General features: G+C 74.0%; 14 protein-coding genes. 9 read left to right on the top strand and 5 right to left on the bottom strand.

From position 1 onward, the window contains the following. Positions 1-7: 7 nt before the first annotated feature. Positions 8-496 (top strand): hypothetical protein, encoded by a 489-nt coding sequence (locus tag DRB96_RS37125; protein ID WP_162688884.1) that lies wholly within the window; start codon positions 8-10, stop codon positions 494-496. Positions 497-530: 34 nt separating this feature from the next. Here DRB96_RS37125 and DRB96_RS37120 read toward each other — a convergent pair whose 3' ends face one another. After that, a complete protein-coding gene (locus DRB96_RS37120; RefSeq protein WP_162688885.1) occupies positions 531-1,031 on the bottom strand; it encodes a hypothetical protein in 501 nt (166 codons plus the stop codon). A gap of 255 nt (positions 1,032-1,286) precedes the next feature. On the opposite strand from DRB96_RS37120, the gene DRB96_RS37115 reads away from it, so the two are divergent. Beyond that, positions 1,287-2,465: a lipase family protein gene (locus DRB96_RS37115; RefSeq protein ID WP_112452365.1), complete on the top strand. Its 1,179-nt coding sequence runs from the start codon at positions 1,287-1,289 to the stop codon at positions 2,463-2,465. Between the two features lie 32 nt (positions 2,466-2,497). Here the strand turns inward: DRB96_RS37115 and DRB96_RS37110 are convergent, their stop codons facing one another. Further along, a complete protein-coding gene (locus DRB96_RS37110) occupies positions 2,498-2,917 on the bottom strand; it encodes an alpha/beta hydrolase (RefSeq protein WP_112452364.1) in 420 nt (139 codons plus the stop codon). A gap of 202 nt (positions 2,918-3,119) precedes the next feature. On the opposite strand from DRB96_RS37110, the gene DRB96_RS37100 reads away from it, so the two are divergent. Together DRB96_RS37100 and DRB96_RS37095 are read left to right on the top strand one after the other, a co-directional pair. Next, entirely contained in the window at positions 3,120-4,361 is a 1,242-nt protein-coding gene (locus DRB96_RS37100; protein ID WP_112452363.1) for a pyroglutamyl peptidase, read from the top strand. Between the two features lie 127 nt (positions 4,362-4,488). Further along, a complete protein-coding gene (locus DRB96_RS37095) occupies positions 4,489-5,517 on the top strand; it encodes a terpene synthase family protein (protein WP_112452362.1) in 1,029 nt (342 codons plus the stop codon). 54 nt (positions 5,518-5,571) lie between these two features. On the opposite strand, the gene DRB96_RS37090 is transcribed toward DRB96_RS37095, so the two are convergent. Beyond that, positions 5,572-10,239 (bottom strand): hypothetical protein, encoded by a 4,668-nt coding sequence (locus tag DRB96_RS37090; RefSeq protein WP_112452361.1) that lies wholly within the window; start codon positions 10,237-10,239, stop codon positions 5,572-5,574. A gap of 273 nt (positions 10,240-10,512) precedes the next feature. Between DRB96_RS37090 and DRB96_RS37085 the strand changes: the two genes are divergently transcribed. Further along, positions 10,513-11,613, top strand: coding sequence for a lytic polysaccharide monooxygenase (locus DRB96_RS37085; protein ID WP_112452360.1), 1,101 nt, complete (start codon positions 10,513-10,515; stop codon positions 11,611-11,613). A gap of 99 nt (positions 11,614-11,712) precedes the next feature. On the opposite strand, the gene DRB96_RS37080 is transcribed toward DRB96_RS37085, so the two are convergent. Continuing rightward, positions 11,713-12,573 (bottom strand): alpha/beta fold hydrolase, encoded by an 861-nt coding sequence (locus DRB96_RS37080; protein WP_112452359.1) that lies wholly within the window; start codon positions 12,571-12,573, stop codon positions 11,713-11,715. Positions 12,574-12,829: 256 nt separating this feature from the next. Here DRB96_RS37080 and DRB96_RS37075 point away from each other — a divergent pair, with 256 nt between their 5' ends. The 3 genes from DRB96_RS37075 to DRB96_RS37065 are packed head-to-tail and all read left to right on the top strand — an operon-like array spanning position 12,830 to position 15,832. After that, the gene (locus DRB96_RS37075) at positions 12,830-13,981 is read left to right on the top strand and encodes a DUF3533 domain-containing protein (RefSeq protein WP_239516531.1); all 1,152 of its coding nucleotides are present in this window, start codon (positions 12,830-12,832) and stop codon (positions 13,979-13,981) included. Continuing rightward, a complete protein-coding gene (locus DRB96_RS37070; RefSeq protein ID WP_112452358.1) occupies positions 13,981-14,643 on the top strand; it encodes a GPR1/FUN34/YaaH family transporter in 663 nt (220 codons plus the stop codon). Before DRB96_RS37075 ends, DRB96_RS37070 begins: the two co-directional genes overlap by 1 nt. A 4-nt stretch (positions 14,644-14,647) precedes the next feature. Then, on the top strand, positions 14,648-15,832 hold the full coding sequence (locus DRB96_RS37065) for an AAA family ATPase (RefSeq protein WP_112452357.1): 1,185 nt from the start codon (positions 14,648-14,650) through the stop codon (positions 15,830-15,832). A gap of 47 nt (positions 15,833-15,879) precedes the next feature. On the opposite strand, the gene DRB96_RS37060 is transcribed toward DRB96_RS37065, so the two are convergent. Further along, the gene (locus tag DRB96_RS37060; protein ID WP_112452356.1) at positions 15,880-17,565 is read right to left on the bottom strand and encodes an amidohydrolase; all 1,686 of its coding nucleotides are present in this window, start codon (positions 17,563-17,565) and stop codon (positions 15,880-15,882) included. Between DRB96_RS37060 and DRB96_RS37055 the strand changes: the two genes are divergently transcribed. Beyond that, positions 17,564-19,843, top strand: a complete 2,280-nt coding sequence (locus DRB96_RS37055) for a SpoIIE family protein phosphatase (protein ID WP_112452355.1) — start codon at positions 17,564-17,566, stop codon at positions 19,841-19,843. The two genes, DRB96_RS37060 and DRB96_RS37055, sit on opposite strands and share 2 nt — an antisense overlap. The last annotated feature ends 70 nt before the right edge of the window (positions 19,844-19,913 follow it).

Here is a 19,913-nt window from a genome sequence, read left to right as displayed (position 1 = left end):
CTTTACCGTGCGCGAACGCATCAAGCCGTCGAGGACGTCCAGGACGTCCGGGATCGCCACAAGGGCCCTGGCCTGCGCGATCCTGTTGGCAGCCGCTCCGCTGTCCGGCTGCACGGCCGACGACTCCGACTCCGACTCCCGGGCGCAGGACGTCGACCGGAACACCGTGGACCGCGAGCTGCAGGCAGCGATCCGCAAGGCCGGCCTCGACCCGGCCAAGGGGAAGACCACCGGCGTGCCGAACGGGGTCCCGAATCCGAGCTCCGCCGGCTGGGTCGCGGTCCTCGCCACCCCCGAAGCGGAGCGGGCCCTGCCGAAGATCGCGGCGGAGCTGGAGCGCCTGGGCTGGCACCCGGACCCCGACGGCTCACATCCCCTCAGCTACGAGAAGTCGGACTGGTTCCTGCTGGGCCGCAACGTGACGGAGGCCGACGCGGTCACCCTCAAGCCGGGCGAGAGCCTCCTGACCCTGACGGCCACGGACTTCGGCCCCTAGCGCCTGGCCCGTGGCCGAATGACCGCCCGCGCGCTCAGTGGCGCTGGGGCCGTCCGCCCCGCTGCGGGAGCGCCGCCGCGAGCAGCGACACGAGGAGGGCGAGCGCGCCCAGGGCGGCGACCGCGAGGGCCGTGACGTGGACGACGGTGATCCACAGCGCCGGCTCGCCGTACGCGCGGTCGCCCAGCGCCCGCGCCTCGCCCTTGTACGCCAGCTTGCCCGAGCCGTCGCGGCCGATGTCGTCCGCGTACGAGTACAGCGTGCCGGTCCGGGCCTTCCCGTCGGCCGTCCACGAAGTGCCCCCGCACTTGCTGGTGCTCTTGGCCGATCCGCTACGGCCCACGACGGTCTCCACTCCGCAGCTGCTCGGGAGTTGGACGGTGACGGGCTCGGCGAAGGCGTAGGCCGCGCCCCAGCCGGTGGGCTGCTGGGAGGCCATCCCGACGAAGAAGAAGACGGCGAGCCCGATTCCCGCGAGGACCAGGCTCGCGCTCGCCCGGTTCTTGAACTTCTGCCCGCGTGTCACAACGGCCACAACTCCCCCAAATGGTGTGTTCATGCCAATAAATGCGGCGAGGAAGGCCGAGGAAGAGCAAGGAGAAGCAAGCATCCACCTGGCCGGTTTCCATCCCCGCGTGTCGCGCGTTTGTACCGCACCCGCGGCTACGCCGACAAGGTGAATGAGGTCCCGGGTCAGGAAAGGTGAGCTGTGCGGTCAGCGACCTTCCTACCGGTCGGTCACTACGGTCTCCTCACCTACCCCCACCGGACCCATCGGGAGAGCCGCCCCATGCGCATCCGAAGCTCAGCCCTCGCCGCCGTGGCCGCCCTGGCCCTCGCGGCCGCGATCCCCGCGACCACCGCACGCGCGGACGACGAGGCCGGCCAGTCCGGCCGGACCGGCCAATCCGCCCGCCCCGGCGACATCGTGAGCAGCGTGCCGTCCGCCTTCCACCCGCTGCCCGGCCAGCCCACCCACACCAAGGCCTGGAAGATCCACTACAACTCGACCACCGCCGACGGCGCCCCCAACGTCGTCTCCGGCACGGTCATCGTCCCGCAGGACGGCCGCACCGGCCCGCGCCCGCTGATCACCTACGCCGTCGGGACCGTCGGCATGGGCGATTCCTGCGCGCCGAGCAACAACCTCCCGTACGGCACCTCCATGGAGGCCAACCTCATCCAGCAGCTCACCCTGCGCGGCTGGGCCGTCGTCGTCACCGACTACGAGGGCCTCGGCACCCCCGGCGTCCACACCTACACCGTCGGCCCCTCCGCCGGGCACGCCGTGCTCGATGCCGCCCGCGCCGCCACCCGCCTGCCCGGGACGGGGCTGTCCGCGAACACCCCGGTCGGCATCATGGGTTACTCCCAGGGCGGCCAGGCCAGCAGCTGGGCCGCCGAGCTGCAGGGCTCGTACGCACCGGAGTTGCAGGTCAAGGGCACCGCGACGGGCGGCGTCCCGGCCGATCTCCTCAAGGTGGCCGACTTCAACAACGGCTCCTACGGCTCCGGCCTCATCTTCATGGCCGCCGCCGGCCAGGACGCGGCCTTCCCGGAGCTGAAGCTCGACTCCTACCTCAACCCGGCGGGCAAGGCCCTGGTGGCCGGCATGAAGGAGAACTGCGTCGCCATCGACGCCGTCGCCGGCTCCTTCAAGCGGATCTCCGACCTGACCACCCGCAACCCGCTCGCCCAGCCGGACTGGCAGGCCCGGCTGAACCAGAGCAAGCTCGGGCGCACCGCCCCGGCCGCGCCGGTGTACCAGTACCACGCGCTCGGCGACGAGCTCATCCCGTACGCCGTCGGCAGCCGGCTGCGCTCCGACTGGTGCGCGAAGGGCGCGAACCTCGAGTTCGACACGATCTGGCTCGGTGAGCACGTCAGCGGGGTGATCACCCAGTCCCTGGCGGCCGGAAACTGGCTCGCGGACCGGTTCGCCGGCCGCTCGGCCCGCCCCAACTGCTAGCGGTACAAGGTTGGTTGCCCCGCCGGGGGTCCTCACTCCCCGGCGGGGCAGGACCGTGTCCCGGACGGGAGCCGTCCGTCGAGCAGGAAGTGGTCCACGTAGCCGCGCACGCAGGAGGAGGCCACGTACCCGGTGTGGCCGTCGCCCTTGTAGTCCACGACGACGGTGTTGCCGAGCCGCTTCGCCGTCTCCTCCGTCCACTCGTACGGGGTGGCCGGATCGCCGCGGGTCCCGACGAGCAGCATGCGCGGGATGCCGGCCGGGCGGTCGATCTTCCGGATGAAATCGGTGCCCGCGGGGCGCCCGTAGCAGGACAGGACCGTCATCAGCTGGCGCGGCCCGAAGACGGGCGAGGCGGCGAGGAAGAGCGGCGCGAGCTCCGCCAGCTCCCGCTCGACGGTCGCCGGGGAGGCCTTGGCGTCGCCGCGGTCCGGGTCGTCGGCGCAGTTCACCGCGACGAGGGCGGCGGCGGTGTTGTCGCCGGGGACGGTGGCACCGCTGCCGCTGCCCTCGTCCGGGGCCGGGGGTGGGGGCGAGCGCCAGCGCGCTGATCGTCTGTGCCGGCCCTGCGGCCTGGGAAGGCAGGATGACGGCGGCGGCGAGGACTACCAGGGCGCGCAGCACGGAGGCGATGCGGAAGACCCGCTTGGTTCCGTGCCGGTCGACCATCGTCCCGGCCAGGGAGAACGCCGCGAGGCGGGGGATCCACTCCAGCGCGAACGGCCTTCGGCCAACCCCTCCGCCACCCGCGACCCCGAGCAGGCGCGCCTCGCCGATCCGCGGACCGCCGCCTTCGCGGAGCGCGCCGCGTTCGGCGAGTTCGTACGCCGCTTCCCGACCGCGCTCTGCTCCGCGCGCGACGCCGCCGAGGCGGGCCGGCTCCTCGACGCCTGGGGCGAGGCCCTGTGGCAGGCCGCCGTGAACAGGGCGCAAGGGCGCCGCCCCGGCGGAGACCTGGCGGCCGGAGACGACCGCCCGCTGTACTGGACCCGACTGCGGATGACCGTACAACTGGCGGACTGGAAGCCGGGGTTCCCCGTCGACCGGTCGGCCCTGCGGTCCCGTTTCGAGGACGCCTCGCGGGGTCTGACAGCCAACGACTTCCGCGGCACCCCGGGCGTGCGGCGCCTGTTCGTCAGCGGATTCGACCCCTTCGGCCTCGACACCGAACTGCGCCGGGCCAACCCCTCCGGCTCCGCCGTCCTCCAGCTCAACGGACGCCGCCTCACGCTCGCCGACGGCACCCCCGTGGAGATCCGGGCCGTGGTCCTGCCCGTGCGCTACGCCGACTTCGACGCCGGGATCGTGGAGCGCGCGTACGGTCCCCGTCTCGCGGCGGGTCCGCGTGCCGCCGACATGATCACCAGCATCAGCCAGGGCTACCCCGGGATCTTCACGCTGGAGGCGTGGGCGGGGCGCGCCCGGTCGGCCGACCCGTACCCGGACAACGCCGACGCACTCTCGGGGGGCACGTACGCGCACCCCGTCACGGCGCCGGGTCTCGGCCCGGGAGCGGAATTCCTGCGGACCACCCTCCCCACCGACGCCATGACCGCCGTCCAGAGCCCGTACCCGGTGCTGCTGAACACCGAAGTCAGCGAGATCCCCGCAGGTCAGGACAGCCCCGTGGACCGCACGGACGGGCCCACCCCCGGCTCCCGCGCCGTTGCGGGCGGAGGCGGCGGCTACCTCTCCAACGAGGTCGCCTACCGCTCCAACCGGCTCCGGACCGAACTGAGCCCCCGGCTGCCCGGCGGCCACCTGCACACGCCCGTGCTCACGGGTCTGCCCACCGACCCGAACCAGCTGACCGGCGCGGCGTTCGAGCAGAACGAGAGCGCGATCGCCGCGGAGGTACGGGAGGTGCTACTGCATTCCGCCCCAGCCGCTCCGTGAGCCGCCGTGCGGCAACCCGTACCCGAGCCGTGCGCGCTGCATCCTGAGCGGGCAGGGTCGTGTCACGGGTGTGGCGTGCGCCCCGCAGGGAATCTTCTGGTGGAGGTCAGCGCCACGAAGGAAGGCCATGGGAACCCAGACGTTCACCATTCCCCCGGTGCGCACCGGCTTTCGCTGGCGCATCAACCCGCACCACTCCGCCGAGATGGACGCCGGCGCGAACGCGTGGGCCTTCGGGCTGTTCAGCGACGACCCGCGCGTGCCGGCGCCGGTGCCGACCGACAACTACACGACGTGGGCGGCGCTGTGCTTCCCCGACGTGGATCCCGACCTGCTGACCCGTTGGTGCCGCTTCAACGCGCTGTACACGGTCATGGAGAACAAGCAAGAGGCCCTGTACGGGACGAGCGGCGCCGGCAGCGCCGAACGGCTGTGGGAACGCACGGTCACACTGCTCTTCCGGCAGTCGCACGCCGACGACGTGTTCACCGCAGGTGACTGGGGCGACGGACTGCCCCGGTACAACCTGACGGCGGCCATGACGATCGCCGAGAAGCTCCCGGAATCGCTGGCCCGGTACTTCCTGCGGCGCATCGCGTACATGGCGCAGGCGCAGTACCGGGAGGACCACGCGATCCGGTCGCCCCGCATGGGGTGGGGAGAGTACCTGGAGTACCGGCACGTCAACTTCGGTGTCCCGCTGTTCACCGCGACCATCCCCGCGCTGCTGGAGCGAAACCTTTCCGCGGACGAATGGGAATCGACCGAGCGGGGCCAACTCGACCGGCTGACGGCGCATCACTGCTGCCTCGTCAACGACCTGTACTCGTTCCGGAAGGAGTGGAACGACAGGAACGGGAAGAAGGCGCACGTCCAGGCCGTCTCGGTGCTGCAACACGCCTACGGCCTGGGCATTCAGGAAGCCCTGGACAGACTCGTCGGGACGATCGAGGAGACGGAACGGCAGTACGTCGCGCTCCGCTCGCGCTGGGCCCTGACACCGGAAGCCGACGAGTACTGCGACCGCCTGGAGGACATCAGCGCGGGGAACCTGCGCTACCACCAGACCTCGCCCCGATTCCATGGGGGCGGTTTCGAGGGCGTGTTCACAGGTGGGGAACTGCGGGTGACCGGAGGGCGATCGGGACGACCGTAGCCGTCGACTCTCGCCGTGGCCGCGCCGCGCGCCTCGCCGTCCCGTCCCGTCCCGTCACGAGGCCGTCCCCCGGCGGGCCGCGTGCCAGGCTTCGGCGAACAGTTCGTGCGGCGGGACCGGGGACAGCAGGCGCAGGAACGGCAGCTCCGGCTCCGAACGTCCGACGGTGACCCCGTGGGGGCCGAGCTTGACGGTTTCCAGGGGCAGATGCGGGGCTTTGAGGTCGGTCCACGGGCCGGGAACGAAAGCCGTCCGGCCGGCGCGGGCCCGGCGCCCGGTCTCCACCGCGCCCGCGTCCACCAGTTCCGCCTGCGCCGCCTTGTGCCGGGCCGCCGTCCAGCCGTTCCAGCGGCGCACGTTCTGGTCGGTGGGCCGGGCCAGCGCCAGCAGTTGGAGGTACAGGGCGGCCGCGTCGGCGCCCGCCCCGAGGACGGCGCCCACCTCGGCCACCAGCTCCGGAACGCTGAGGGCCGGGTTGAGCTCGTGGCCGCCGGGCAGGACCGGGGTGTCGGCGGCGCGGGCGAACATCCGGTCCGGAGCCCCGCCGCGGACCGCCTGGATCCGGCGGATCCCTGCCAGCAGCTCGGGCAGGTCCAGGGTCGCGCACAGTCGCTCGGCCCGCTCGGCCCTGGCGGGTTCGGCGAGGGCGGCCGGCCGCAGGAACACGTCGCGGCCGGGCACCGACACCACGAACAGCCCGTCGTCGTGGGCCGTGGAGACCACGGTGTCCTCGCGGTACAGGGGCCGGGGGCAGGGCAGCACGGTGCCCTCGTACGGGGTGAAGGCGGGGTCTCCTGGTACGGCCCGGCCCAGGGCGTGGTGCCGGCCGAGCGGGATGAGGGTCCGCGGGTCGTCCATCCGGGCCCGCAGGGCCGTGTGCACCGAGGCGGCCGCGGCGGCCGCCGGATGGCCGGCCGGGAGTTCGGTCAGTGCCCAGGCGACGACGGACGCCGGGGCCGCGTGCACGGGGTGCTGCACGAAGACCGGACGCCCGGCGCTGCCGTCGGCCTCGGCGTGGTGGAGGCAGAGCCCGCCGTTCACGGCGCCGACCAGGATGCCGCCGGCCGCGGGCACGCTCCGGCCGGCGGCTTCCGGGCCGCCCGTCAGGGCGCGGGCCCAGCCGGAGCCCAGCCCGAGATCGGCTTCCAGGGCGGCGGCGAGGTCCTCGTCGACGTACTCCGTGGCGCCGAGGAGCCCTGCCCACGCGTCGGCCATCCGCTCGGCGGCCGCGGTCATCCCGTCCGGCTCCCACAGTTCGGAGGGCTCCTGCGGGACGCCCGCGGCGAGCACCGCCCGGCAGCCGCCGTCGCCGAGACGGTGGCGCAGCCCGTCGTACTCCCGGGCCATCGCCTTGTTCGCCTTGTACGGGGCCGCCCTCAGCGTCTTGAGGTGCTCGTCGTGGTCGGCGCGGTGCGGCAGACCGCCGAGCACCAGGGTGGCGATCGCCCGCCGGACGCCCGTACGCCGTGCGAAGGCCTCCACCGCCTCGGACGGCAGGGCGAGGGGCCCGCGCCGGGCCAACAGGTCCAGCAGCAGGGGCAGTCGCCCCGCGTCGTCCCGGTCGACGGTGCGGACCGCGTCGTCCGCAGGGGCGTCGGCCGCGGGGTTGTCGTTCGTAGCGGCGTCGTTCCCAGGGGCGTCGTTCGTAGCGGCGTCGGCCGCGTCGTCGGCGGGCCGCACGGCGGGAGTGCCTGCGTGACCGCCGGCCCCGGTGCGCCAGCGCCCGCCGCGTGCGGCGAACGGCTGGTCGGCCCAGGTCTCCAGCAGGGCGGTGAGGGCCGTGCGGTCCTCGTCGGAGGTGGTGCGGACGGCGGTGCGCCACGCCACCGCGTCGATGGAGCCGATCAGCGCGGTCCATGGCGCCGGGGTCGCCGGCAGGGCCAGCTGCCTGGTCTCTTCGTCGATCTCGCCGCGAAGGTGGCGCCCCTCGGCCGCGACGGCGGTCAGGGTCGCGGGGTGCGCTCCCGGTAGGTAGGAGCCGTACGGCCGGATCTGCGGCAGCAGTCCGCCCAGCGCGGGGGCGAGCGCGGTGTCCGGGATCGCGCGGCGCAGTACGACCGCCGGGCCCGCGCGCATGATGCCGACGCGGCGGGAGAGCTCCTCGCGGCGCCGCAGGACGTCGGCGGCGAGCCGCGCGGCCCGTACGACGCCGTCCACCACCCTGGGTTCGGACACCCCGGGCAACAGCCGGGCGACGCGGTCCCGGAGGGTGTCGTCGTCCCGGAGGGTGTCGTCGTCCCGGCGGGCTTCGTGGTCGCCGGTCCGGACGGCGGCGTCGAGGATGGCCCGTACGGTATCGCCCCCGAGCACGCGCAGGGCCGCGGAGGAGGCCGCGTGGCGCGGGGTGAGGAAGTGCCAGAAGGCGGGCGGCGGGAACGGGCCCACGCCGTGGCCCGAGGGGCGGCCCCGCCGCGCGGCGTCCGGGCCGGGGAAGCCGCCGGCCTCCCAGAGCAGCGAGTTGTGCTCCGCGGCGTGGCAGCGGATGGCCGTCTCACCCGCCAGGACGGCGTCCTCGCCTCCCTGCGGCAGGCGGATGATGCCCCAGGGCCGGCGGCCCGGGCGTCCGCTGCGGTAGCGGGCGCGACGGCCGTCAACGCCTTCGAGCAGGAACTCGGTCGGTGAGGGGCCCGCGTACGGGGTCCGGTGCAGCACCCGGCAGCCGGTGAGCTCGCCGTCCTGGCCCAGGAGGGATGCGGGGGCGTCCGGCGGGAGGGCGGCGAGCGTCAGCTGGTCCCCGAAGAAGGCCGTGCCCGGGGGCAGATCGGCGGAGCCGTGGAACTCGGGCAGGGTGTGGTCGGCGGCTCGGTCCCCCGTCACGGGGTCCACCCGCGCCCAGCCCTTGCATCCGGAGAAGACCTCGGAGCTCCAGAAGCGCGTGCCGTCGCTCATCTGGAAGTCGTGGTGGTGGATGCCCTCCCGGCCGCCGGGGCGCAGGACGCGCTCCCCGTCGTGGCGGCCGCTGCCGTCCCGGGTCTCGAACTGGTAGCCCAGGCCGCCCTGGATGCTGCCGCCGTACGGTCGCAGACCGTAGGTCCGGGCGGGTACGAAGACCTCCTCGGGGCGGTCGGACCAGAAGGCCAGGGATCCGAAGGCGTGGGCGGGGTCGGTGGACCAGCTGACCAGGAACTGCCCTCCCGCGTAGTGGACGACGTGGTGCGCGGCGTCCTCGGGCAGGGTGAACCCGGCGGTGGCACGGACGGAGCCGGGGGCGACCGCCACGGCCTTCGAGCGGCCGTAGACGGTCAGGACGGGCCAGGTGCAGGTGACCCCGGCGACCTCCTCTGGCGCCAGCGCGGCGCGTGCCTCCTCCAGGGCGGGCCAGCACAGTTCCTCGGGGAGGCCGCCGCGCAGCGCACGGGCGAGCGGGCCGGCCGGGGCGAGGGCGGCGAGGGCCTCCTCGATGCCGTCCAGGGCGGTGGCCGTGGGCCGGTCCAGCAGGCCGGCCAACTCCTCCACGGCCTCGTCGGCAGCGGCGAGGCCGCCGCCCGCCAGGGCTCCGAGCAGGCTCTCGACGCGGGCGTGCACCTCGGTGGCGATGCCCGGGTTCTCCGGGAGCCGGGTGATGGCGGTGCCGCCGCCGCGCAGGCCGGCGTGCACGGTGCCCTCCAGCCGGGGCCCGAACACCGGGTCCGCGGCGAGGGCCTTGAGGTCGCGGCGCGAGCCGTCGCCCCAGAAGCTCAGCCGGACGCTCTCGCCGGGGTCGACGACGGCGATGCCCTCGGCGAGGCATACGTCGAGGAGGTCCGCGTCGAGCCCGGGCCAGCGCCAGCGGTCCTCGTGCAGGGTGACCGGGGTGTCGGCGGCGCGCAGCCGGGGCGCGAACCGGGTGACCAGGTCGAACAGTTCCTCCGGCATCGGCTGTCGGGCCACGCCGCCGTAGGGCACCCGGTGGTGGGAGTACGCGCGGGTGTAGCGGGCCAGCCAGGCGGCGGGGCCGCCCTCCGGCGTGATGCGGCCGGCGGCGGCCGCGTCGGCGGCGCCGGAGCGCAGCAGGACGCGCAGCCAGGCGGCCGCGTCGTTCCTCGACTCGGGGAAGACGTCGAGGAGGGCGGCGAGGACGTCGTCGTCCTGCGGGTGGTCGGCGAGGAGGGCGGCGACCGCGTCGAGCAGCGTGTCCGGTACCGCCTTCCCGCGTGCGGCGCCGACCGTGCGCGCCAGCACACGGGCTTCTTCGGAGCCGTCCAGGCCCGCGGCGCGCGCCGAGGCTCGGATCCGGCGGGCCAGGTCGGCGGGGAGCTCGCCGGGCGAGGCCGCCCACGCGGCGAGGACCCGTACGAACTCCTCGTGCGCGGCGATCGGCTCCGACTCGGCGGCCAACCAGGTCTGGTGTCCGCTCAACTCCTTGACGGGGAGGGCTCCGGAGCGGGCGAGGAGCAGGACGTTCCGCCGCCGCCAAGCCGGGTCCACGGGCAGGTCGTGCTCCCGTTCCGCCGTGCGGGCCAGGGTGTAGGCCCGTCCCGCGGTCCGCGTGTCCCAGGCGGCGAGCCGGTGGGCCACCGTGTCCCAGTACCAGGGCAGATGGGCCGGGGGGAGCGGGCGGGCGAGGCCGGACAGCTCGTCCAGTGCGCGGCCTGCCTTCGGGTACGCGCGGGAGATCCGGTCGCGTACGTCGGCGAGCAGGCCGCGCGCGGCGTCCTCCGCGCCCTGGTCGTGGGCGCGGGCCCAATCCGCGTAGGCCTCGGAGTGGCTGGGGTCCGACGGGAGCGGGACGGCATGGTTCATGATCCGATCCTGACACGCCCCGCTGACACCGCCGCCACCCCCTCCGCGCGGTCCCGGCCGTCCTCTGCGAACAGGTACACGGGAGTGCATGCCCACCGCCTCGCCGCCTGGGACACGCGGACCGCGGGACGGGCCTACACCGCAAGCGTAAGGTGTGTATAAGAGACCGGGCCAGGGAGGGCCGGAGGCGGCGTCGCGAACCCGTGAGGGAGCGGCGCCGCACTGCCTCGGCCCGCTGGCGCAGCCCCTGCCGTGCCCCAGAGGAGATCCGCCATGCCCGCACGCCGTACCGCCGCCCGTATCGCCGGCCGTTTCGCCATCGGGCTGGCCCCGCTCGCCGTGGCCGCGTACGCCGCCGCCCCCGCGGCCGCCCACGGGTCGATGACGGACCCGGTCAGCCGGGTGGCGGCGTGCTACGCGGAGGGGCCGGAGGCCCCGAAGTCGGCGGCGTGCAAGGCCGCGGTCGCGGCGAGCGGGGCGCAGGCGTTCTACGACTGGAACGCGGTGAACATCGCGAACGCGGCCGGGCAGAGCAAGGCGCTGATCCCGGACGGGCAGCTGTGCTCGGCGGGCAACGACAAGTACAAGGGGCTGGACCTGGCGCGCGCCGACTGGCCGGCGAGCCCGATGGCCTCGGGCGCGCACACCTTCCGCTACAAGGGCACCGCGCCGCACAAGGGCTCCTTCGAGCTGTACGTGACGAAGGACGGCTACGACCCGACGAAGCCGCTGAAGTGGTCCGACCTGGAGCCGGCGCCCTTCGTGAAGGTCTCCGACCCCGGCATGCAGAGCGGTGACTACGTCTTCTCCGGCACCGTCCCCAACAAGACCGGCCGGCACCTGATCTACAGCGTCTGGCAGCGCTCGGACAGCCCCGAGGCCTTCTACAGCTGCTCGGACGTGGTCTTCGGCAAGGACAACGGCGGGAGCGGCTCGGGCACCGGCACCGGCACCGGCGGCACGGACGGCAAGCCCAGCGCCCAGCCGAGCACGAAGCCCGGAACGAAGCCCGGGACCACTCCCTCGAAGCAGCCCTCCGCCCCCGCGGACAAGCCGGGCACCGGAGTCCCCGGCACCGACGAGGACTGCCCGCTGGCCAAGGCCCCGACCGACCAGCAGATCGCCGACGGCGTCACCAAGTCCACCGTGGAACACAACGGGCACGGGGACAACGACCCAAAGACGAACGGGCAGTCCGCCCCGTCCCCGATCCCCTCGCAAAGCGGGACCGGCGGCACCGACCTCGCGGAGACCGGCGCCAGCGGCGCCACCCCCGCGATCGCGATCGGCGGGGCCGGGGTCCTGGCCATCGGCGCGGCCGTGCTCTTCGGGCTGGCCCGCCGCCGGGCGACCCCGGGCCGCCACGGCCGCTGACCGGCGCTGACCGGCTGCCGGACGTACCGGAAGCCGACGGCCGGCCCGACGGGAAACCGTCGGGCCGGCCGTCAGGCATCAGGCGTCAGTCGTCAGACCTCAGTCGAAGACCGACGCGCAGGTCGTGCGTTCGGCGTGCGCCGGGTCCAGGGCGTTGACCGCCTCGTGCCACGCGATCCGGTCGGTGAGCCCGATGGCCACGTGCTCCGACAGGTCCACCGCGCACAGGTCCTGGAGCAGCACGTTGCGGACGCCCGGTCCGTCGAGGAACTGGCTCCGGTACGGGGTGACCACCTCGTCGTACCTGGTGGCGATCACCGTGTACTTGACGCCGGGGACGGTGTCCCCGCCCGCGTTCAGCTTGTTCTGGAAGGCGGAGCCGGCGATCTGGTCGGCGAGCCCGGGGGTGGCGGAGCTGATCAGGTCCCCCGCGCCGGGGAAGTACGGCAGGAGCCGGGTCAGGCCGAGGAGGGTCGTCCCGTGGTTGTCGGGGGCGAGCCCGACCAGCGCGTTGACCTTGGCGGCGCCGCCGAGGAACTTCAGGTAGTAGCGCGGCATCATGCCGCCCTGGGAGTGGCCGACGATGTCGGTCTTGGGGGCTCCGGTGGCGGCGAGGACCCGGTCCACGAAGACGTCGAGCTGTCCGGCGGACTTGTCGATGGGGCCGAGTCCGTTGAAGAACGGCACGCCGGGCAGCTGCCCGTAGTCGAGGGAGTAGACGCAGTAGCCCCGGTGGACGAGGTACGGCGCGAAGCCGAGCCAGTTGTCCACGGAGTTCCCGAAGGTCCCGTGGACCAGGACGACGGGCCGGGGGTGGGCGGCGGACGGTTTGCAGGACCAGTTGTTCCAGCCGCTGCTCGGCGCCGAGGCGGCTTGGGCCGCGCCGGTGGGGGCGACGAGAGCGGCGGCGGTCAGGGTGAGGACGGCCAGCGGGCGGAGCAGGCGTCTCCAGGGCAGCATCGTGTGATCTCCTTGCGGCTCAAGGGGAGTAACGAGGGGATGGCGCGGGAATTACGTGGGGGTTCATCCCGTGATCCGGATCACAAGGGGTGCTGCAGCCGCCAAATTACGGGCGAGTAGCAAGACAGGGAAGTTACGCGTCGGTAAAAGATGGGCCGGGTTCGGCGCCGGCCGGCCCCGGGGAAGGCCGCGGCGGCGTCATCCATTCGGCCCACCCCTGCTGCGCGCCACCGCCGGTACGCCGAGCGTGTGAGACATGACCCAGCCCACGAACGCAGACTCAGGGCAGTCCGGCGGGTTCCTCGCCGAGATCAAGGACGCCGTGACCACCCGGGCAGCCCTGCTGGTCCTGGGCGTGCTCGCGCTCCAGCTCGCCTTCATCACCTCGTACGTCGGGGCCTTCCACCACCCGAAACCCAGCGAGATCCCGATCGCCGTGGCCGCGCCCGTCCAGCCGGTCGCCGAGCAGTCCGCGAAGCAGCTCGCCGCGCTGCCCGGCAAGCCCCTCGATCCCCGCGCGGTCAAGGACGAGGCGACGGCCCTGCGGCAGATCCAGAACCGGGACGTGGACGGCGCGCTGGTCATCGACCCGGCCGGCAAGACGGACAAGCTGCTGGTCGCGAGCGGCGGCGGGGCCTCCCTGTCGCAGGCCCTCGAGGAGATCGTCGGGCTCGTCGAGACGGGCCAGGGGCGCACGGTCCGGGTGGTCGACGTGGCCCCGACGGCCAAGGGCGACGCCCGGGGCCTGAGCTCCTTCTACCTGGTGGTCGGCTGGTGCGTGGGCGGCTACCTGTGCGCGGCGATCCTCGCGATCAGCGCCGGCGCCAGGCCCGCGAACATCCACCGCGCGGTCATCCGGCTCGGTGCGCTGCTGGTGTACTCCATCGCGGCCGGACTGCTCGGGGCGGTCATCGCGGACCCGGTGCTGGGCGCGCTGCCGGGCAGCATCCTGGGCCTGTGGGGGCTCGGCACCCTCGTCGTCTTCGCGGTCGGCGCGATCACCCTGGCCTTCCAGGGCCTCGCGGGCGTGGTCGGCATCGGCCTGGCGATCCTGCTGGTGGTGGTGCTCGGCAATCCGAGCGCGGGCGGCGCCTACCCGTACCCGCTGCTGCCGCCGTTCTGGAAGGCCATCGGCCCGTGGCTGCCGCCGGGGGCGGGCACTTACGCCGCGCGCTCGATCGCGTACTTCAAGGGCAATGACGTCACCGGGCCGCTGCTGGTCCTGAGCGGCTGGGCGGTGCTCGGCTCGGCCGTCACCCTGGCCTGCGCGGTCTCCCGCAGGGGCAAGGCGGGGGCGGCGGTGGGCAGCGGGCTCCCCGACGGCCCCGGGGAGCCGGACGGCCCCGGGGAGTCGGACGGCCCCGGGGACCCGGACGTCTCCGGCTCCGCCGCGCGGGCGGCCCGCTGATGAACAACCCCCTCCACCTCAACCGGCAGGGCCCGGCCGAACAGGCCGTCTCCGTCAAGCGGATGGAGCCCAGCGCGCAGGCGCAGCTGGGCGCGCTGGGCCTCACCGGCTTCATCGTGGTCACCACCATCGCCACCGGCATCGACGCGGGCATCTTCCCGGAGAAGCTCAGCCACTCGGTGCTGCCACTGGTCGGCTTCTTCATCGGCGGGCTCGCCCAGCTGCTGGCCGGGCTCTTCCAGGCGCAGCGCGGCGACACCTGGCACGCCACCGTCTTCGGCGGCTTCGGGCTCTTCTGGATGGCGAAGGCCCTGCTGCTCCAGTGGGTGCTGCCGGCCACCGATCCGGCGTTGCGCGGGGACGTCAGCGCGCTGTTCACGCTGCCCTGGGTGTTCGTGGTGTTCGTCCTGTGGATCGGCAGCTGGCGGATCCACCTGGTGCTGCTGTCCACCTTCACGTGCGTGCTGGTGGTGTTCGTCGGCATGACGATCAGCGGGTTCACCGGCTCGGTGGTCTGGAACCGGATCACCGGCTGGAGCGGCCTGCTGGCCGCGCTCGGGGCCACGTACCTGCTCGCCGGGCAGATCATGGCCAGCACCTGGGGGCGCCAGGTGCTCCCGATGGGCCGGTTCCTCGCCCCCGAGGAGCACCCGGAGGCGTGAGCACGTGATCACGACACTGGCCGTCGAGAACTACCGCTCGCTGCGCAGGCTGATCGTCGACCTCGGCCGCCTCACCGTCGTGACGGGTGCCAACGGCACGGGCAAGTCCAGCCTGTACCGCTCCCTGCGGCTGCTCGCCGACTCCGCGCGGGGCGGCGCGATCGCCGCGCTGGCCCGGGAGGGCGGCCTGCCGTCCACGCTGTGGGCCGGGCCGGAGAAGACCGGGCGGGCCGTGCGGGAAGGGCGGTACGCCGTCCAGCCGACGGTCCGCACCGAACCGGTGAGCCTGCGGCTGGGCTTCGCCGGGGACGAGTTCGGGTACGCCGTGGACTTCGGCCATCCCGCACCCGTCCCCGGCTCGCTCTTCGGCCTGGACCCCGAGATCAAACGGGAGTCCACCTGGGCCGGTCCGGTCCTGCGCCCGGCCGCCCTGCTCTCGGACCGCGCGGGTCCGGCCGTGCGGACCCGGACGGCCGACGGCGGCTGGCACCGCACGCAGGGCGTCCTGCGCCCGTACGACTCCATGCTCAGCGAGCTCGCGGACCCGCAGCTGGCCCCCGACCTGCTCGCCCTGCGCGAGCTGATCCGCTCCTGGCGGTTCTACGACCACGTCCGCACGGACGCCGGGGCGCCGGCCCGGGGCTCCCGCATCGGCACCCGGACGCCGGTGCTCGCCGCCGACGGCGGCGACCTGCCGGCCGCGCTCCAGACGATCCGGGAGATCGGCGACCACGCGGCGCTCGACGAGGCCGTCGAGGCGGCCTTCCCCGGCAGCCGGGTCGCGATCGCGGAGCGGGACGGCCGCTTCGAGCTGGAGCTCCACCAGCACGGACTGCTGCGCCCGCTGGGCGCGGCGGAACTCTCCGACGGGACCCTGCGCTACCTGCTGTGGACGGCGGCCCTGCTGACCCCGCGCCCGCCCGCCCTGATGGTTCTGAACGAACCGGAGACCAGCCTCCACCCGGATCTGCTGGGGCCCCTGTCCGACCTGATCCTGACGGTGGGCCGGGAGACCCAGACCGTGGTGGTCACCCACGCCGCCCCGCTGGCCGACGCGCTGGCCGAGGGGGCCCGCCGCCACCGGGTGGACCTGCGGACGGTCACCCTGGTCAAGGACTTCGGCCAGACGGAGGTCGCGGGCCGCGAGGGCCCCCTGGACGAGCCCCTCTGGTACTGGCCCCAGCGCTGACCCGGAGCGTGTCGGGGCGCGCGCCCCGGCAGGCTCCGCGGCACCCGTCAGGCCGCCGCCCGGAACGCGCCGTGGAGGTGGGCCTGCGTGCCGGCCACCACCTCGCCCGCGACGACGACCACCTCGGCGACCGTGCCCGGGATCCGCTCCGGGGCCACGGCGAGGATGTCCCGGGACAGGACCACGAAGTCCGCCGCCTTGCCCACCGTGAGCGAACCCCGTTCGGCGTCGAGGAAGTTCGCGTGGGCCGAGCCCATCGTGTAGCCGTACACCGCCGTCGCCGCGTCCACGGTCTCCTCCGGCTGCCACGGATCGCCGCCGTCCAGCGAGCGCCGGGTCAGCGCCGTGTAGATGCCGATCATCGGGTCCATCTCGGCCACGTTCCAGTCGCTGGAGAAGGCCAGCACCGCCCCGGCCTCGGAGAGGCTCCGCATCGGCCACGCCTTGTGCCAGCGCTCCTCGCCCACGTTCTCCGCCCAGTCCTGGCCCGGCCCGGCGATCTCCGGCGCGCAGTGCCGGGGCTGCATGCAGGCCACCACTCCGAGCTGCGCGAAGCGCGGCACGTCCTCGGGGTCCAGGCACTCCACGTGCACCACCTGGTGGCGGGCGTCGCGCGGGCCGTTGACCGCCCGCGCGTGCTCGACCGCGTCCAGGGCGGTGCGGATGCCCCGGTCGCCGGTGGCGTGGACGAAGCACTGGAAGCCGCGCGCGTCCAGGGCCGCGAGGAGCTCCGCGAACTCCTCCGCCGGATAGAAGGTCTCGCCGCGGTGCGAGCCGCAGCCGGTGTACGGCTCCAGCAGCGCGGCCGTGCGCGGCTCCACCACGTCGTCGATGTACAGCTTGAGGGGGCCCACGCGCAGCCGGTCCCCCGCGTACGCGCGGGCCGCCGCCTCGAAGTCGTCGAGGTCCTCGTCGGTGGTGCCGCGCGGGTGGAACAGGGCGGCCACGATCCGCGAGCGCAGCCGGCCCTCGGCGCGCGCCCGGTCGTACAGCTCCAGGTCGTCCAGGGAGTTCTGCGGCTCCACGACGGTGGTGATGCCGAAGCCGATCGCGTCGTCGAGGCTCTTGGCGAGGCGGCCGTACTGGCGGTCCGGCGAGGCCCACGGCACGCCCAGGTCGCGCAGGGCGCGGTGGCCCTGCTGAGAGAGGCCCTTGATGGCGAAGTCCTTGACGAATCCGGTGGGCTCGCCGGTGCCGGGGTCGACGGCCGCCGTGCCGAAGGGCAGGTCGGTACGGTCCTTCGCGACGCCGAGGCGGCGCATCGCCGCGGTGTTCAGCCAGGCCGTGTGCACGTCGTACGAGAGCACGATCGCGGGGACGTCGCCGGTGACCGGGTCCAGGTCGGCGGCGGTGGGCATGCGCCCGCCGGGGATCGCGGAGTAGTCGAAGGCCTCGGCCTCGATCCACTCGGCGTCCGGGTTGGCTTCGCGCCACTCGCCGATCCGGTCGAGGATCGCCTCCAGGGTCCGCACCCCGGCGAGCTGTACGCACGCGTCGTCGGAGCCGAGCCGGACGTGGTTGTGGGCGTCGATGAAGCCCGGCAGCACCAGTCGGCCGCCCGCGTCGATCCGCTCGGTGTCCGGGCCCGCCCAGGCCTCGGCCTCCGCGTCCGGGCCCACCCAGACGATCCGCCCGTCGGCCACGGCGAGGGCCTCGGCCTCGGGGAGGTCCGGGTCCACGGTGTGGATGCGGGCTCCGGTGAGCAGCAGGTCGGCGGGGGTGGGGTGCGACATGGGTGGTGCTCCTGTGCAGAGGGGCCGGGCCACCCTGCGGCACGGTTCGGGACGCGAGCTGGAGCTCGGCTTCCGCGTCATCCCGCTGAACGACGGCACGCGGGGGGACGCGGCCCGCTGCCTCGTGCTCGGCGCACCCCTGGAGCTGGTCGCCCAATGGCGCCAGGACCACGCCTTCACGCATGAACTGTTCCTGCAGGGCCGAGTGGGCCTGGCCGTCTTCGACGCCGACCTGCGACTGCTGCGCACGAACACGCACCTGTTGCCGTACACCGGGGTGCCCGTCGAGCTGAAGGGCCGGCGCCTGGCCGACTTCCTGTGGGCCGAGGACGCCCGGACCATCGACGACCGGCTGCGGGAAGTCCTGCGCAGCGGGAACCCCCTGATCGGCTTCAACACGACCGCGCGCACCACGGACGACCCGAGGGGCGGCCGGGTCGTGACCATCCAGGCGTTCCGGCTGCAGGAACCCGACGGACATCCGATGGGTGTGGCGACGGTGTTCACCGACGTCACCGACCACGAGCGGTCGCGGGGGCGCCTCGACCTGCTGTACCGCGCGACCGGAGCGCTGGGCGGTTCGCTGTCCGTCCTGCGCACCGTCGAGGACCTGGTCAAGATCCTGGCGCCCGCGTTCGCCGATTGCGCCGCGGTGGATCTCGCGGAGACCGTGCTGACCGGCGGTGAACCGGCCGCTGACGGTCACCTCACCCAGCCCTTGATCCGCATGGCCGTCGCGGGTGCGGAAGCGGACGTGCTGCGTACGGGTACGGCCCACTTCACGGATCCTCTCGCGGCGGCCGTTCCGTACCCGACCGTGCCCGGGGCGGGCGGGACCGAACCGGCCGCTCCCGAGGCGCGGGAGTGCCGGGGAGAGCTGATCACCGGCCTCGGAACCCCGTCCGCGGGGCCCGGGAACGACGCCGCCCCGGAGTGGGCCACCGCTGTCCCGGGTGCGCGTTCGGCGGTGACGGCGCCGCTGTGCGCTCGCGGCATCAGGTTCGGAAGGATCACGCTCTGGCGCACGGGGGACGCTCCCCCGCTGGACGAGGACGACCTGGCACTTCTGGAGGAGATCGCCACCCGTGCGGCCGTCGCCGTGGACAACGCGCGGCGGTACACCAGGGAACGCCGTACCGCTGTGGGCCTGCAGCGCAGCCTTCTGCCGCCGGCCACCTCGGAAACGCCCGCACTGGAGGCCGCCGGCCTCTACCTGCCCGCCGACGCGGACAGCGGCGTGGGCGGCGACTGGTTCGACGTCATCCCCCTGTCCTCGGCCCGTGTCGCCCTGGTGGCCGGGGACGTCGCCGGCCACGGACTGCACGCCACGGCCATGATGGGACGCCTGCGCAGCGCCGTACGCGCGATGGCGGACCTGGAGCTGGAACCCGAGGAACTGCTGGCGCACGTGGACGACATGGTCCTGCAGGTCGTCGCCGAGGCCGAGAGCGACGACTGGGAAGACGGCGACGCGGGCACGGCGCCGCGCAGCGGACCGGCCGGGGCCACCTGCCTGTACGCCGTCTACGACCCGGTCTCCCGCAGCTGCGTCATGGCGAGCGCCGGACACCCGCCCCCGGCCGTGGTCAGCCCGGACGGGACCGTGGAGTACGTCGAGCTGAGCCCCGGCCCACCCCTGGGGGTCGGTGGCTGGCCCTTCGAGCAGGTCGAACGCGAGCTGCCTCCGGGGAGCGTCCTCGCCCTGTACACCGACGGCCTGATCGAACGGGGAGAGGGGGACATCGACCAGGGCATGCGCGACCTGGCGGACCGCCTGCTGCGCGCGGACGTACTCGGCCGGCCGCTGCGCGAGGCCCGCCATGACATCGTGCGGGGGTTGCCGCCGGGCCGGCTGAGGGACGACGTCACCCTCCTGCTGGCCCGTACCCGGGTGGTGGACGCCGACTCCATCGCGACATGGCGGCTCGACGCCGACCCGGCGATCGTCGGTGACGCGCGCCGTCTCGCCCTGGAGCAGCTGACCGCTTGGGACCTCGACGAACTCGCCTTCAGCACGGAGCTCATCGTCAGCGAGCTGGTCACCAACGCCATTCGCCACGCCGGCGGCCCGGTCCGGCTCCGGCTGATCCGGGCGGACACCCTGACGTGCGAGGTCTCGGACTCCAGCAACACGCAGCCGAGGATGCGGCGTGCGAGGAGCTCCGAGGAAGGCGGCCGCGGCCTGTACATCGTCGCCCAGCTCTCGCACCGCTGGGGCAGCCGCTACACCACGGGAGGCAAGACCGTCTGGTCCGAACAGGGCCTGCCCCCTGCGTGACCGGCCGGTCGCGAAGAGTCCGTTGGACCGACCTCGGATCAACGCGACGGTGCCCCCGGGTCGCACGCGC

Origin of the sequence: Streptomyces sp. ICC1 (assembly GCF_003287935.1) — a bacterium.
GTDB classification, from domain to species: Bacteria; Actinomycetota; Actinomycetes; order Streptomycetales; family Streptomycetaceae; genus Streptomyces; species Streptomyces tritrimontium.
This window is presented reverse-complemented; position numbering and strand designations above follow the sequence as displayed.

Coding starts and splice junctions, on each gene's coding strand:
- DRB96_RS37070 (WP_112452358.1), top strand. CDS start 13,981: ATGAACAACCCCCTCCACCTCAACCGGCAGGGCCCGGCCGAACAGGCC.
- DRB96_RS37055 (WP_112452355.1), top strand. CDS start 17,564: ATGGGTGGTGCTCCTGTGCAGAGGGGCCGGGCCACCCTGCGGCACGGT.
- DRB96_RS37090 (WP_112452361.1), bottom strand. CDS start 10,239: ATGAACCATGCCGTCCCGCTCCCGTCGGACCCCAGCCACTCCGAGGCC.
- DRB96_RS37085 (WP_112452360.1), top strand. CDS start 10,513: ATGCCCGCACGCCGTACCGCCGCCCGTATCGCCGGCCGTTTCGCCATC.
- DRB96_RS37115 (WP_112452365.1), top strand. CDS start 1,287: ATGCGCATCCGAAGCTCAGCCCTCGCCGCCGTGGCCGCCCTGGCCCTC.
- DRB96_RS37095 (WP_112452362.1), top strand. CDS start 4,489: ATGGGAACCCAGACGTTCACCATTCCCCCGGTGCGCACCGGCTTTCGC.
- DRB96_RS37080 (WP_112452359.1), bottom strand. CDS start 12,573: ATGCTGCCCTGGAGACGCCTGCTCCGCCCGCTGGCCGTCCTCACCCTG.
- DRB96_RS37075 (WP_239516531.1), top strand. CDS start 12,830: ATGACCCAGCCCACGAACGCAGACTCAGGGCAGTCCGGCGGGTTCCTC.
- DRB96_RS37060 (WP_112452356.1), bottom strand. CDS start 17,565: ATGTCGCACCCCACCCCCGCCGACCTGCTGCTCACCGGAGCCCGCATC.